Source organism: Anaerotignum lactatifermentans (genome assembly GCF_016902535.1).
GTDB classification, from domain to species: Bacteria; Bacillota; Clostridia; order Lachnospirales; family Anaerotignaceae; genus Anaerotignum; species Anaerotignum lactatifermentans_A.
In genome coordinates, this window is sequence record NZ_JACSNY010000052.1 from 1 (window position 1) to 380 (window position 380).

Consider the following 380-nt stretch of genomic DNA (forward strand, 5'->3'; position numbering starts at 1 on the left):
TTCGGAAGTAAGGTCCCTTAAAGATAATGAGGTAGATAGGTTGGAGGTGTAAGCACGGTAACGTGTTCAGCTGACCAATACTAATAGACCGAGGGCTTGACCTAATAAAAAGATTTGAGACGAGAGTTTGCTTGTATTCGGTTTTGAAGGTGTATTACTTTCAATCATCCTCTTAAGTAGAGGGTAATAATCCTCGATAGCTCAGCGGTAGAGCATCTATAACCTGCTTCGCAGGCATGGCTGTTAACCGGAGAGCACTATGAGGGCAATAATCCTCGATAGCTCAGCGGTAGAGCATCCGGCTGTTAACCGGAGGGTCGTTGGTTCGAATCCTACTCGGGGAGTTTTTTGGTCCGTTGGTCAAGGGGTTAAGACACCGC

General features: G+C 46.6%; 1 tRNA gene and 1 rRNA gene. Both read left to right on the top strand.

What is annotated here, in order from left to right:
* Positions 1-104, top strand: a 23S ribosomal RNA gene (locus H9X84_RS12805); the annotation flags it as partial.
* Between the two features lie 168 nt (positions 105-272).
* A tRNA-Asn gene (locus H9X84_RS12810) sits at positions 273-344 on the top strand.
* Positions 345-380 lie beyond the last annotated feature (36 nt).